Below are 12062 nucleotides of genomic sequence, written 5' to 3' on the forward strand. Positions count from 1 at the left end.
GCTCCCGCGTGTCGGGGCAGCCCTTTTCTCTTGCCTGCACGGCTGGCGTTGCCCATCCTGCGGCCTATGAAAAAAGACGTTCACCGTTTACCGATGCCCCTGACACGGCGGGGATTTCTGACAGGTCTGCTGACGGCGGCCTCGGCCCCGGCGCTGCTGTCCGGATGCATCGGGGATGATGATGACGCCTATGGTCCGTGGCAGGGCCCGGCCCCTGACCGGGATGTGCGTGTGCGTTTGACCGCGTGGGCCAGTCTGGCCCCCAGTTCCCTCAATCTCCAGCCGTGGACGGTCATGCTGGAAGGGGACAGCACCCTTCATCTTCTGGCTGACCCGGAGCGCCTGCATCCGGTGACTGACCCCACCTTCCGGCAGACCACCATCAGTCAGGGTACGTTTCTGGAACTGCTGTCGCTGGCGGCGGCGGCGGAAGGTTACCGGGCCACCATCACCCTGTTCCCCGAAGGCCCCTATCAGACCGCGCGGGAGATGAAGACCCACCCGGTGGCGACGGTCACGCTGGAGCGCGATGCCGCCGTGCTGCCGCCCGGCCTGTTCGCGGCGGTGCGCACCCGGCGGACCAGCCAGCAGCCGTTTTCCCTGCGGGCCCTGACCTCGGCGGAGCGGACCGCCCTGCTGGCCGAGGCCCGGTCGGTTCCCGGAGTCGGGGTCGGGTATCTGGACCGTGGGCCGGCCTTTGAACGGCTGCGGGCGCTGGCGCTGGAAGGGCTGCGGCTGGAGACCGCCACCGATGAGGTGGCGAAGGAAATGGCCCGATTCATCCGCCTGACCCCGGATGAGGTGGCCCGCCGCCGCGATGGCAAGGTGCCGCTGTCCTACGCCATGGGGGTGCCGATCCGTATGCTGTACGGCAGCTATGCCTTCACCGATCCGGAATCCTACCTGCTGCGCACCACCATGGCGCGGGTGGCGGCCCAGCCGGAGACGGCGGCGGCCTTTGCCTGGATGGTGACGGCGGAAAACAGCCGGGAAGACCAGATCCGGGTGGGCCGGGCCTATATGCGGCTTGATTTGCAGGCGGCGGCGCTGGGGCTGGGGATTCAGCCGCTGTCCGGCACGCTGGCCGGTTACCCGCAGGCCCAGCCGGTGCGGCGGGATGTGGAAGAGCTTCTGGCCGGGCCGGGCCAGCAGGTGCAGATGCTGTTCCGTCTCGGCAAACTGGCCCGGCCGGACCGGTTGACCCCGCGCCGGGCGGTGACCGACCTGATTGTCAAAGCCACCGGCTGATGACCCGGTGCCGGGATAGGGGGCAGATGATGGGGGGGCTTTTCGGCCCTCTCCTCTTTTTCACACAAGGCTGGTATAAAACCCTGTAATGCGGAGCGGCAGGGACCGCTCCTTTCTGTTTTTCGAGGACCGTATGAAGCACGTTGCCGAGTTTCCCAATCTGTCCGTCTGCGATCATCCGCTGATCCAGCACAAGCTGACCCACATGCGTGATGTCGGCACCTCGACCCGGACATTCCGGCTGCTGCTGAAGGAAATTGCCCTGCTGATGGGCTATGAGGTCACCCGTGACCTGCCGCTGGCACTGGAGCGCATCAACACCCCGATGCAGGAAATGGATGCCCCGGTGATTGCCGGGCGCAAGCTGGCGGTGGTGCCGATCCTGCGGGCCGGAAACGGCATGGCTGATGGCCTGCTGGAGCTGGTGCCGGGGGCCCGCGTCGGTCACGTCGGGCTGGCCCGCGACCATGACACCCACATGCCGAAGGAATATCTGGTCAAGCTGCCGGATGCCGAAGGCCGCCAGTTCATTCTGGTTGATCCGATGCTGGCCACCGGCAATTCGGCGGTGCATGCGGTGGATGTGCTGAACCGCCACGGCGTGCCGGATGAGAACATCACCTTTCTGGCGCTGGTGGCCGCGCCGGAAGGGATGCGGGTGTTCAACGCAAAGCACCCGAACGTGAAGGTCTATGTCGCCAGCCTCGACAGCCACCTGAACGAGAATGCCTATATCCTGCCGGGCCTTGGCGATGCCGGGGACCGTCTGTTCGGGACCAAGGGCTGATTTCCGGCCCGAAATCCGCCTGAAACGCGCTTCCTGCCGTGCTTTGTCTTGACTTGGCACGGGGGGAGGCGTAGAAGGCACCCTCCGGCAAAGGCCGGATTCATGCTACTTCGGGCATCATTGCTCCCGAGGGGGTCCGCCAGTCCGCGACAGTACGCGCACTGGTGCCAATGGCGTTTGTCCATTAGGCTGCGACTTCTGCCGGGAGAGGCCCGCAGGCTGGTGTGAACAACGGATTGGACGCGAGTATGTTTGACGGTCTGTCACAGCGCTTAGGGTCGGTTCTGGATAAGCTGCGCGGTCGCGGCGCTCTGACCGAATCCGATGTCAACGACGCCATGCGGGAGGTGCGGGTCGCCCTTCTGGAGGCGGACGTTGCCCTGCCGGTGGTCAAGGACTTCATCAACCGCGTCAAGGAACGCGCCGTCGGTCAGGATGTGATCCGCTCGATCACCCCCGGCCAGATGGTGGTGAAGATCGTCAACGACGCCCTGACCGAGATGCTGGGCGGCGGGGACACCGAGTCGGAGCTGAACATCAACCGCACCCCGCCGGTGCCGGTGCTGATGGTCGGTCTTCAGGGCTCGGGCAAGACCACCACCTCCGGCAAGATCGCGCTGCGCCTGAAAACCCGCGATAAGAAAAAGGTCCTGCTGGCCTCCCTCGACGTCTACCGCCCGGCGGCGCAGAAGCAGCTGGCGATTCTCGGCGAACAGATCGGGGTGGATTCCCTGCCGGTCGTCGATGGCCAGATGCCGGTGGCGATTGCTACCCGCGCCATGGATGTCGCCCGCAAGGGTGGTTATGACGTCGTCATCCTCGATACCGCCGGCCGCCTGCACATCGATCAGGAACTGATGGATGAAGTGGCGGCGGTCCGCGATGTCGTCACCCCGGCCGAGACCCTGCTGGTCACCGATGCGATGATCGGTCAGGACGCGGTGACGCTGGCCCGCGAGTTCAACGAAAAGATCGGCATCAGCGGCATTGTGCTGACCCGGATCGACGGCGACGCCCGCGGCGGTGCTGCCCTGTCGATGCGCGCCGTCACCGGCAAGCCGATCAAGCTGCTGGGCGTCGGCGAAAAGCTGGATGCGCTGGAAGGCTTCCACCCGGACCGTATCGCCAGCCGGATTCTCGGTATGGGCGACGTGGTGTCGCTGGTCGAGAAAGCCGCCGCCACCATCGAGGCGGAAGATGCCGCCAAGATGGCCGCCAAGCTGATGGAAGGCACCTTCGATCTGGAAGACATGCTGTCGCAGTTCCGCCAGATTAAGAAGATGGGCGACATCAAGGGGTTGCTCGGCATGATGCCCGGCATTTCCAAGATGAAGAAGCAGATCGACGAGGCCAACATCGACAACAAGGTGATCGCCCGTCAGGAAGCGATCATCCTGTCGATGACCCCGCAGGAACGGCGCAAGCCCGATCTGCTGAAGGCCAGCCGCAAGCGGCGCATCGCCGCCGGGGCCGGGGTTGATGTCGCCGATGTCAACCGCCTGCTGAAACAGCATCAGCAGATGGCCGACATGATGAAGCAGATGAAAAAGATGGGCGGCAAGAAGGGCCTGATGGGGGCTCTCGGCGGTCTGTTCGGCAAGGGCGGCGGCATGCCGGACCCGGCGGAACTGGGCGGCCAGATGCCGGACCTGTCCCAGCTGTCCAAGGGCGGTCTGCCGCCCGGGTTCTCCGGCAAACTGCCCGGTCTGGGTGGCGCCGGGGGGCTGTCCCCCGATGTTCTCGCCGCCATCAGCCGCCGGGGCGGCAAAAAGCGGTAAGACCTGACATTTCTCCTATTTCTCCATTCACTCTGAAAACCTGAGGTAAGTACAATGTCCCTGCGTATCCGTCTCGCCCGTGGTGGTGCCAAGAAGCGTCCGTTCTACCGCGTTGTCGTGGCTGACTCCCGCTCCCCGCGCGATGGCCGTTTCATCGAAAAGCTGGGTGTCTACAACCCGGTCCTGCCGGCTGACCACACCGAGCGTCTGGTCCTGAAGACCGAACGCGTCCAGCATTGGATCGCCAACGGTGCCGTCGCCACCGACCGTGTCGCCCGTCTGCTGGGCATCGCCGGTGTGACCGCTGCCCCGGCCGTTCCGGCCCAGACCAAGAAGAGCCTGCCGAAGGCGAAGGCCCAGGAGCGCATCCGCGAAGCTGAAGAGCGCGCCAAGGCCGCTGCTGAAGCCGCTGCTGCCGAAGCCGCTGGCGAGTAAGACTGTTGCGGACGATGAGCAGCGGCAAGCCCTCTCCGGAGACCGCTCCGGCTGATCTCGTCTGTGTGGGTGTCCTTGTGGGCGCCCACGGTGTCCGGGGGGTGGTGAAGGTGAAACCCTTCACCACCGACCCTGACGCGCTGGACGCCTATGGTCCCCTGACCGATGACACCGGCACCCGGGTGTATGCCCTTGAGGTGCTGGGGGTGCAGAAGGGCAGCGTCCTGTGTCTGATCGACGGTGTTGATGACCGCGACAAGGCCGAGGCCGTGAAGGGACTCCGGCTGTATATCCGTCGCGATGCTCTGCCGGATCTGGACGACGAAGACGAATTCTATCATTCCGACCTGATCGGTCTGTCGGCGGTGTTCCCCGATGGCACCAAGGTCGGTGTCGTCACCGCGCTGTTTGATTTCGGCGCCGGGGATGTGCTGGAGCTGCGCGGGGAAACCGGCGGCGTGGCGATGGTGCCGTTCACCAAGGCGGCCGTGCCGGTGATCGATGTCGCCGGTGGCAAGGTGGTGGTGGAGCCGATCGAGGGCCTGCTGGAGGGTCCGATTGAGGCCAATCCGGCCCCGCGTCGCCGTTCCCCCGGCCGCAAGCAGGCCGATGCCGAGGCCGCCGAGTCGGCGGCTGTTGACAAACCGGTGACGGAGGAATGGCCGGACGAGGACTGGCAGTGACCGGGTCCCCGGTTCCGGAGCAGGAAAGCGGCGGTTCCCCTGCGGAAACTCCGGCGGATCCCTTTACCGTCCGTATCCTGACGCTGTTCCCGGAGATGTTTCCCGGCCCGCTGGGACACTCCTTGATCGGAAAAGCGCTGACGGACGGAAAATGGTCGCTGGAAACAGTGGACATCCGCTCTTTTGCACGCGATAAACACCGCTCCGTTGATGACACCCCCTTCGGGGGCGGGGCTGGCATGGTGATGCGCCCGGATGTCATCGACGCCGCCCTGACAGCGATGTGGCCCGGCAAAGGACGCAAGCTGTATCTGTCCCCCCGGGGGCGGGTGCTGACGCAGGAGATGGTGAAGGAACTGGCCGCCGAGCCTGCCCTGACCATCCTCTGCGGTCGTTACGAAGGGGTGGACCAGCGGGTGATCGACGCCTGGGATCTGGAAGAAGTCTCCGTCGGGGACTTTATCCTGACCGGTGGCGAGACGGCGGCGCAGGTGATGCTGGATGCGGTGATCCGACTGCTGCCCGGTGTCATCGGCAAGACCGAGTCGCTGGAAGACGAGAGTTTTGAGCGGGGACTCCTTGAGTATCCGCTCTATACACGGCCCGCTGACTGGCAGGGCCGGATGGTTCCCGACGTTCTTCTGTCCGGGCACCATGCGCGGGTCGCCCAATGGCGGCACGGCCAGTCGGAATACATTACCCGGCAACGCCGGCCCGATCTGTGGGACCGGTATGTTGCGCAGAAGCAAGAGCAAGAGGGTTAGTTCCATGAACATTATTGAAAAGCTCGATCAGGAGCAGATCGCTCGTCTGACCGAAGGCAAGACCATTCCGGTGTTCACCCCGGGCGATACCGTCCGCGTGTTCGTGAAGGTGGTCGAAGGCACCCGTGAGCGTCTTCAGGCGTACGAAGGTGTGGTGATTGCCCGCAAGAACGCTGGCATCAACTCCAACTTCACCGTCCGCAAGATCTCCTTCGGTGAAGGCGTGGAACGTGTGTTCCCGCTGTACGCCCCGGCCGTTGACCACATCGAGCTGGTCCGCCGTGGTAAGGTCCGTCGTGCGAAGCTGTACTACCTGCGCGACCGTCGCGGCCGTTCTGCCCGTATCGCCGAGGATCTGGCTGCCAACGCCAAGGCCCGCGAAGCGGCTGCTGCTGCCAAGAAGGCGTAAGTTCCCGTTGCCGTCCGGGACCGACTCCGACAGGATGGTCCCGGACACATCATGTGCTCCGGGGGCGGCGACGCCTCCGGGGCTTTTTCATGTCCGGCAAGGGTTTGCTGACGGCGCTGCCGCCGTCACCCGGTCGGGCAGTGCTGGAGGAGAGAGCGGACATGGCTAAGGCCCGTACCCTGTTCGACAAGATCTGGGACAGCCATCTGGTGGATGTGCAGGCCGATGGGACCTGCCTGATTTACATCGACCGTCATATGGTGCACGAAGTGACCAGCCCGCAGGCCTTTGAAGGTCTGCGTACCGCCGGTCGCCCGGTGGCCCGCCCGGCGAAGACGCTGGCGGTGGCCGACCATAACGTGCCGACCACCGACCGCTCCAAAGGCATTGATAACGAAGAAAGCCGGATTCAGGTCGAGACGCTGGAAAAGAACGCCGCCGAATTCGGTGTGCCGTATTTCCCGATGTCGGATATCCGTCAGGGCGTGGTGCACATTGTCGGTCCGGAACAGGGTTTCACCCTGCCGGGCATGACCATCGTCTGCGGCGACTCCCACACCGCCACCCATGGCGCTTTCGGCAGTCTGGCCTTCGGCATCGGCACCTCGGAAGTGGAACACGTTCTGGCCACCCAGACGCTGGTTCAGGCTCCGGCCAAGAACATGCTGGTGCAGGTCAACGGCGATCTCGCCCCGGGCGTGACCGCCAAGGATCTGGTGCTGCACATCTGTGGCGTGCTCGGCACCGCCGGTGGCACCGGTTATGTCATCGAATACGCCGGGGAGGCCATCCGCAAGCTGTCGATGGAAGGCCGGATGACGGTCTGTAACATGACCATCGAAGCCGGGGCCCGTGCCGGTCTGATCGCGCCGGACGAGATCACCTTCGACTACGTCAAGGGCCGTCCGATGGCCCCGAAGGGCGCGGCCTACGAAGCCGCCGTCGCCTACTGGAAGACCCTGAAGACCGACGAAGGTGCCCATTTCGATGCCGTCATCGAAATTGATGCCCCGTCGATCGAACCGACCGTGACCTGGGGCACCAGCCCGGAAGACACCATTGCCATTTCCGGCGTGGTGCCGAGCCCGGCGGATGCCCGTGACGAGGCGAAGGCCAAGGCCACCGCCCGTTCGCTGGAATACATGGGCCTGACCGCCGGGACCCCGATCACCGACATCGCCATTGATGTGGTGTTCATCGGCTCCTGCACCAACGGCCGCATTGAAGATCTGCGCGCTGCCGCCGATGTCGCCAGGGGCCGTACGGTGGCCCCCGGTGTGCAGGCGCTGGTGGTGCCGGGCTCCGGTCTGGTGAAGGAACAGGCGGAAGCCGAAGGCCTTGACGAGATCTTCAGGGCTGCCGGTTTTGAATGGCGTGAGCCGGGCTGTTCGATGTGTCTGGCGATGAATGCCGACAAGCTGGAACCGGGCCAGCGCTCCGCCTCCACCTCGAACCGGAACTTCGAGGGGCGGCAGGGCCGTGGCGGGCGGACCCATCTGGTCAGCCCGGCGATGGCGGCCGCTGCTGCCATCACCGGCAAGCTGACCGACGTGCGCAAGCTGGTCGCGGGCTGACACACCGTTGCGGACGGGCCGGGGGTCCGGCCCGTTCCCTTTCCTTCTGCAAACGGACGGTGATGGCGGAGGCCCAGCCGCCGCCCACCGACCGGGAGACTGCACATGGCCCAGGTGGCCGCTGATAAAACCGCGCAGGCGTATGTCCTGATTGATCCGGCCCATACCGGCGGCAGGGATCTGGTGTCCAACATCCGGATTTCCGACGAGCTGCTGTCACGGGCGCTGGTTCTGTCCACCGACGACCGCCTGTTTGACGAGGACGGGGACTTCTTTGACGAAGAGGTCCTGACCGAGGCCGAAGACGACGATCTCGGGTCGGTTCTGGTGTGGCGTCATCGCCGGTTTGACAAGGGCTGAGCCGCCTGCGGGCCTGACACAAGGGGTTACAGACCATGGATAAGTTCACCAAGCTGACGGGTGTGGCGGCGCCGCTGCCGATGATCAACGTCGATACCGACATGATCATCCCCAAGCAGTTCCTGAAGACCATCAAGCGCACCGGGCTGGGCAAGAACCTGTTCGACGAAATGCGCTATACCGAAACCGGGGAAGAAAACCCCGATTTCATGCTGAACAAGCCGGCCTACCGCAATGCCTCGATTCTGGTGGCGGGCGAAAACTTCGGCTGCGGATCGTCGCGTGAGCATGCCCCGTGGGCGCTGCTCGATTTCGGCATCCGCTGCGTGATTGCCCCCAGCTTCGCCGACATCTTCTTCAACAACTGCTTCAAGAACGGGATCCTGCCGATCCGTCTGCCGCAGGCTGATGTTGATAAGCTGATGGACGATGCCAACCGGGGTGCCAATGCCGTGGTGACCGTCGATCTGGAAAATCAGGTCATCACCGGTCCGGACGGCGGCAGCATCTCCTTCGAGGTCGAGGCCTTCCGGAAGCATTGCCTGCTGAACGGTCTGGACGATATCGGCCTGACCCTCCAGAAGGCCGAGAAGATCGCCTCGTTCGAAGACGGTCTGACCCGGGATCAGCCGTGGGCGACCCCGGCCCAGCCGGCGTAAGGGCTGATCCGATCATGGACCGCGAAGGGCTGCCTCCGGACGGAGTGCGGCCCTTCGTGTTTCTGGAGGAGGCCCTGAAGCCGCTGGGCCTGTGCCTGCGCGGCGGATTTACTCTGACCGAGACCGACGGACTGGGCGAGGGCAGTCTGCTGCTGGTGGGGTCGGTGGGCTCTGCCCTGTGGTCGGTGGCTCCGCAGCAGTTCCGGGCCGTTGACGATCCGCTGGATGACTGGACCCGGCGGGTGATTGATCCACTGGCGGCACGGTGTGGGGCACGGGTGCTCTACCCGTTTGCCGGGCCGCCGTTTTACCCGTTTCAGCACTGGTTGCGCCGGGCGTTGGGGCTGCATCCGTCCCCGACCGGGCTGCTGATGGATCCGGTCTACGGGCTGTGGCACGCGTTGCGGGCGGCGCTGATTTTACCGGTCCCATGGTCTGAACCGCCGCCTGCGGCGCATCCGTCGCCCTGTGAGACCTGCGAGGACAAACCCTGTCTGTCGGTCTGCCCGGTGCAGGCTATCACCCCCGCCGGGCCGCAGCCCCACCGCTGTGCGGCGGAACTGACCGGCCTGGATCGGGGGCGCTGTGTGCCGCAGGGGTGTCTGGCCCGGCAGGCCTGTCCGGTCGGGCGGACGGACCGCTACCCCACCGCGCAACAGGCCTTCCATCAACGGGCGTTCCTGCGGTTGATCAGCTGAAGATCGCCTGTGCATCGGTGTATTCGGCCAGTCCGTCCTCGCCGAACTCAACCCCGATGCCGGAGGCCTTGCGGCCGCCGAACGGGACATTGGGCTGGATGGCACCGTGTCTGTTGATCCAGACCGACCCGCACTCCAGCCGCTGGGCGACGGCGCGGGCGGCGTCAATGTCGGCGGACCACACCGATCCGCCAAGGCCGTTGACGCTGTCGTTGGCAGCGCTGATGGCGTCGTTGACATCGCTGTAGCGGATGATCGGCAGGGCCGGTCCGAACTGCTCCTCATCCACCAGTGGATCACCGTTTTTCAGTCCGGCGATCAGGGTCGGCGGGAAGAACAGGCCATCCCCCGGTTCGCCGCCACACAGCACGGTGCCCCGGGTCTTCGCGTCGTCCACCAGCCGCCGGACCGTGGCAAACTGCATGGCGTTCTGGACCGGGCCAAGGGCGCTGTCCTCGTTCAGGCCGTCGCCGACGGTCACGGTGCGGGCATAGGCGGTCAGGGCGTCACAGACGGCATCATGCAGGCTGTCATGCACATACAGGCGCTTCATGGCGGCGCAGGTCTGGCCGTTGTTGAGGAAGGCCCCCCAGAACAGCCCGGCGGCGATCTGCTGCGGATCGGCATCGGGCAGGACGATCCCGGCATCATTGCCCCCCAGTTCCAGCGTCAGCCGTTTCAGGGTGGCCGCTGCCGACTGCATCACCTTCTGGCCGGTGCGGCAGGATCCGGTGAAGACGATCTTGCGGATATCGGGGTGGGCGGCCATGGCCCCGCCGAGGTTTTCACCACGGTCATCACCGGTGACGATGTTCAGCACCCCCGGCGGCAGCCCCTCGTTCAGGATCTCCACCATCCGCAGGGTGGCCAGCGGCGTGTAGGGGGAGGGTTTGATCACCACGGTATTGCCGGTGCGCAGGGCGGGCAGGAGGTGCCACACTGCGATCATCACCGGGAAGTTCCACGGGGTGATGGATCCGACCACCCCCAGCGGACGGCGGTGCAGCTCCACCCGGCCACTGGTGTCGTCCTGCAACACCCGCACCGGCAGCGACAGGCCACTGGTGTAACGGGCCCACGCTTCGGCTCCGCCCAGTTCCCAGCGGGAGCCAAGGCCGTTCAGCGGCTTGCCCTGTTCCAGCGTCACCAGCCGTGCCAGCTCTTCAGCATGGGCGGCAAGGCGGTCGGCGGCGGCGGTGCAGGCGGCCTGAAGGGCGTCATCGGGCTGTTGCGACCACGCCGGAAAAGCGGCTTTGGCGGCGGCCACGGCCGCATCAAGGTCGGCGCGGGTGGCGTTGGGGGCCGTTCCGGCGATGGCACCGGTGGCGGGGTTGATCACGTCAAAACGGCGGGCGGTGGCACGGCTGGTGCCGCCGATGATCAGGTCGGTCATTGGGTCCCTCCCGGTGGGATCGGCCACGGTTGTGCGGCCTTCTTACCGGAGAGAGTGCCGGGCCGGGTCCGGTCCGTCTTGGTGTCCGGTGCCAGCCGGGATGGATTACCGCGCCAGCTCTTAGTACCGCCCGGCCAATGACCTGACCCGGTGGGTCCGTTCATCCCGAGACGGTGACGCTCAGACGCCGCGCGGGCTTGCCAGCCGCCAAACGGATCATGTCAAAGGGCGGCCGGTCTTATTGCGGCAGGCCGCGCCGCCGTTTCACGTCACCCGGCGGCAGCCCATACCGGGCGCGGAAGGTGCGGTAGAAATACGACAGATCGTTGAAACCACAGTCAAAGGCGATGGCGGCGATCGAGTCTTCGCTGCTGCTGTCCGTGCGGGAAGCGGTGCGGGAGGCGGCGCTGTGCAGCCGGGACCAGGCGATGTCCAGCCGGGTGGAGAGGATCCTGCTGCTGACCGTATCGCCGTTGCGTTCAAACAGCCGTTGCAGGGTGCGGCGCGACAGGCCGCAGGCGATGGCAAGGGCGGCGATATCCAGATCCGGGTCCGTCGCATGCCGGTGGATGTGGCGCAGGGCGGCGGCATAGGCGGCATCCTCCTGCCGGTCCCCCTGCGGGGTCTGGTGGCCGAGGGCGTGGAAATAGGCCCCGAGGATGTTCAGCAGCGCCTCGCCCAGCGGGCCGTTCTCCGTCTGCGGGCCGCAGGAAGGGTCGGCGGACAGACCACGGGCGATCACGCCATGCAGGGCCAGATGCAGCGGGTCATCCCGGCGGATGCCGATGCCCCCGGCAGACAGGCGGCCCAGCCGCCGGAGGGCCTCTTCCCGGGGCAGATGCACGGAAATCTGCCGCGACCGCTGCGAGGTATAGAGAAATTCTGAGGGCAGGGTGGAGTCGGCCAGATACAGATCCCCGGGCCGGAGATCGGTCACCCGGTCGGCCTGCACAATGCGGCTGGTTCCTTCATCCTGCACCAGCAGGAACAGGCAGTCGCCGGGGTCGCGGCGGATCATCTGCGGGTCGCGGGTGACGCCCTGTGCCTCCAGCGACACCACGGCGGTGTCAAAGCGGGCCAGATGGCGGCGGCTGAGGGCACCGCTGATCCGTCCGCGCTGGGGCGGACGCGGATCAATACGGAAGGTGCCGCAGATCCGGGCCAGATCGGCGTTCAGGTCCTCCACCGCGCAGGGGCTGTAGGCAGAGGGACACAGGGGTGTCCAGCTGTGGTGCCGTAAGGCGGGCGATGGCTCCGTCTCGGTCTGTGTCATT

At 65.7% G+C, this 12062-nt stretch carries 13 protein-coding genes; 11 read left to right on the plus strand and 2 right to left on the minus strand.

From position 1 onward, the window contains the following. The first annotated feature begins 93 nt into the window (after window positions 1-93). The 11 genes from FHS48_RS11005 to FHS48_RS11055 all read left to right on the plus strand — a co-directional run bounded on the left by FHS48_RS11005 (window position 94) and on the right by FHS48_RS11055 (window position 9395). Complete coding sequence (locus tag FHS48_RS11005; protein WP_184263607.1) at window positions 94-1248, plus strand: Acg family FMN-binding oxidoreductase; 1155 nt, start codon at window positions 94-96, stop codon at window positions 1246-1248. A gap of 133 nt (window positions 1249-1381) precedes the next feature. Beyond that, window positions 1382-2035, plus strand: coding sequence for a uracil phosphoribosyltransferase (gene upp, locus FHS48_RS11010; RefSeq protein ID WP_184263608.1), 654 nt, complete (start codon window positions 1382-1384; stop codon window positions 2033-2035). Between the two features lie 248 nt (window positions 2036-2283). Next, window positions 2284-3813, plus strand: coding sequence for a signal recognition particle protein (gene ffh, locus FHS48_RS11015; RefSeq protein WP_184263609.1), 1530 nt, complete (start codon window positions 2284-2286; stop codon window positions 3811-3813). Between the two features lie 54 nt (window positions 3814-3867). Continuing rightward, a complete protein-coding gene (gene rpsP / locus FHS48_RS11020) occupies window positions 3868-4248 on the plus strand; it encodes a 30S ribosomal protein S16 (RefSeq protein ID WP_184263610.1) in 381 nt (126 codons plus the stop codon). A 14-nt stretch (window positions 4249-4262) separates the two neighbouring features. Then, a complete protein-coding gene (gene rimM, locus FHS48_RS11025; protein WP_184263611.1) occupies window positions 4263-4931 on the plus strand; it encodes a ribosome maturation factor RimM in 669 nt (222 codons plus the stop codon). Beyond that, on the plus strand, window positions 4928-5695 hold the full coding sequence (gene trmD, locus FHS48_RS11030; protein WP_184263612.1) for a tRNA (guanosine(37)-N1)-methyltransferase TrmD: 768 nt from the start codon (window positions 4928-4930) through the stop codon (window positions 5693-5695). Before rimM ends, trmD begins: the two co-directional genes overlap by 4 nt. A gap of 4 nt (window positions 5696-5699) precedes the next feature. Continuing rightward, a complete protein-coding gene (gene rplS / locus FHS48_RS11035) occupies window positions 5700-6104 on the plus strand; it encodes a 50S ribosomal protein L19 (protein ID WP_184263613.1) in 405 nt (134 codons plus the stop codon). Window positions 6105-6265: 161 nt separating this feature from the next. Next, window positions 6266-7678, plus strand: a complete 1413-nt coding sequence (gene leuC, locus FHS48_RS11040; protein ID WP_184263614.1) for a 3-isopropylmalate dehydratase large subunit — start codon at window positions 6266-6268, stop codon at window positions 7676-7678. A gap of 105 nt (window positions 7679-7783) precedes the next feature. Then, window positions 7784-8038 carry a hypothetical protein gene (locus FHS48_RS11045; RefSeq protein WP_184263615.1) on the plus strand — a complete coding sequence of 85 codons (255 nt, stop codon included), beginning with the start codon at window positions 7784-7786 and terminating at the stop codon, window positions 8036-8038. A 35-nt stretch (window positions 8039-8073) separates the two neighbouring features. Further along, window positions 8074-8697, plus strand: a complete 624-nt coding sequence (gene leuD, locus FHS48_RS11050; protein WP_184263616.1) for a 3-isopropylmalate dehydratase small subunit — start codon at window positions 8074-8076, stop codon at window positions 8695-8697. 14 nt (window positions 8698-8711) lie between these two features. Continuing rightward, a complete protein-coding gene (locus tag FHS48_RS11055; protein ID WP_184263617.1) occupies window positions 8712-9395 on the plus strand; it encodes a hypothetical protein in 684 nt (227 codons plus the stop codon). Here the strand turns inward: FHS48_RS11055 and FHS48_RS11060 are convergent. Continuing rightward, on the minus strand, window positions 9388-10788 hold the full coding sequence (locus FHS48_RS11060) for an aldehyde dehydrogenase family protein (protein WP_184263618.1): 1401 nt from the start codon (window positions 10786-10788) through the stop codon (window positions 9388-9390). The two genes, FHS48_RS11055 and FHS48_RS11060, sit on opposite strands and share 8 nt — an antisense overlap. 238 nt (window positions 10789-11026) lie before the next feature. Further along, a complete protein-coding gene (locus tag FHS48_RS11065; RefSeq protein WP_184263619.1) occupies window positions 11027-12061 on the minus strand; it encodes a helix-turn-helix domain-containing protein in 1035 nt (344 codons plus the stop codon). Window position 12062 lies beyond the last annotated feature (1 nt).

Source organism: Novispirillum itersonii, assembly GCF_014205675.1.
Taxonomy (GTDB): domain Bacteria; phylum Pseudomonadota; class Alphaproteobacteria; order Rhodospirillales; family Rhodospirillaceae; genus Novispirillum; species Novispirillum itersonii_A.

What these genes read in the sequence shown, in the direction of transcription:
- rpsP (WP_184263610.1), top strand. Translation starts at nt 3,868, where the DNA reads ATGTCCCTGCGTATCCGTCTCGCCCGTGGTGGTGCCAAGAAGCGTCCG.
- rplS (WP_184263613.1), top strand. Translation starts at nt 5,700, where the DNA reads ATGAACATTATTGAAAAGCTCGATCAGGAGCAGATCGCTCGTCTGACC.
- upp (WP_184263608.1), top strand. Translation starts at nt 1,382, where the DNA reads ATGAAGCACGTTGCCGAGTTTCCCAATCTGTCCGTCTGCGATCATCCG.
- FHS48_RS11055 (WP_184263617.1), top strand. Translation starts at nt 8,712, where the DNA reads ATGGACCGCGAAGGGCTGCCTCCGGACGGAGTGCGGCCCTTCGTGTTT.
- ffh (WP_184263609.1), top strand. Translation starts at nt 2,284, where the DNA reads ATGTTTGACGGTCTGTCACAGCGCTTAGGGTCGGTTCTGGATAAGCTG.
- FHS48_RS11065 (WP_184263619.1), bottom strand. Translation starts at nt 12,061, where the DNA reads ATGACACAGACCGAGACGGAGCCATCGCCCGCCTTACGGCACCACAGC.
- FHS48_RS11005 (WP_184263607.1), top strand. Translation starts at nt 94, where the DNA reads ATGCCCCTGACACGGCGGGGATTTCTGACAGGTCTGCTGACGGCGGCC.
- rimM (WP_184263611.1), top strand. Translation starts at nt 4,263, where the DNA reads ATGAGCAGCGGCAAGCCCTCTCCGGAGACCGCTCCGGCTGATCTCGTC.
- FHS48_RS11060 (WP_184263618.1), bottom strand. Translation starts at nt 10,788, where the DNA reads ATGACCGACCTGATCATCGGCGGCACCAGCCGTGCCACCGCCCGCCGT.
- leuC (WP_184263614.1), top strand. Translation starts at nt 6,266, where the DNA reads ATGGCTAAGGCCCGTACCCTGTTCGACAAGATCTGGGACAGCCATCTG.
- FHS48_RS11045 (WP_184263615.1), top strand. Translation starts at nt 7,784, where the DNA reads ATGGCCCAGGTGGCCGCTGATAAAACCGCGCAGGCGTATGTCCTGATT.
- leuD (WP_184263616.1), top strand. Translation starts at nt 8,074, where the DNA reads ATGGATAAGTTCACCAAGCTGACGGGTGTGGCGGCGCCGCTGCCGATG.